The sequence below is a fragment of the Vibrio sp. Y176 genome (assembly GCF_033438945.1).
The window spans coordinates 1-803 of sequence record NZ_JAWOQS010000347.1 but is presented as its reverse complement, the minus strand read 5'-3'; the positions used below and the strand labels follow the sequence as shown (position 1 = coordinate 803).

General features: G+C 45.5%; 1 protein-coding gene. It reads right to left on the bottom strand.

The features are described from left to right. Positions 1-145: 145 nt before the first annotated feature. Positions 146-803 (bottom strand): BCCT family transporter (locus tag R7O13_RS25985; protein ID WP_318305088.1); only part of this gene is annotated, 658 nt, incomplete at its 5' end.

The window sequence follows — 803 nt, the reverse complement described above, 5'->3', positions numbered from 1 at the left end:
TGAGAATAAGTTTAGCAAGCGACATAATGCAGTTGAGTGATGAAAGAGAAGCCCAAACTGGAACGGAATTTCTTAAAAAGAAATGCAGAAATAAAGATGCCGAGCAATGAATGCTCGGCATTGAGTATTAATTTATCAACATCGATTAGCGGTAAGCGGAAAGCTCGGTACGTAAACCTTTCACCAAACTCACGCACATCAACAACAGAACAAAGGTAAATGGCAAGCCGGTCGCAACCACACCAGACTGTAGCGCTTGCAAGGCTTCTTTACCGCCAACCCAGAGCATAACCGCGGCAATTGAACCCTCGATACACGCCCAAAAGATTCGCTGTGGAACGGGAGCATCAATCTTACCGCCCGCAGTGATACTGTCGATAACCAATGAACCGGAGTCAGATGAGGTGATAAAGAACACCAAAATCAAAACAATCGACAGAATAGAAATCACTGAGCTGTATGGTAATACATCGTAAACATGGAATAGTGTCAGTGAAATATCCGTTAAACCATTCGCACCCAATTCACCAACTTTGTTCACGACCTGATCAAGCGCAATACCACCAAATACTGACATCCAAACCAATGTTACCAACGTCGGAATCACGATGACTGCGAACAAAAATTCTCGAACGGTACGGCCTTTCGACACGCGAGCGATAAACATACCCACAAACGGAGACCAAGATACCCACCAAGCCCAGTAAAACACTGTCCAACCGTGCATCCACGTTTCGTCTTCACGGCCATGCGGGTTACTCAACGGAATGATGTGTTGGATGTATGCCATTGTCGTGTCGACT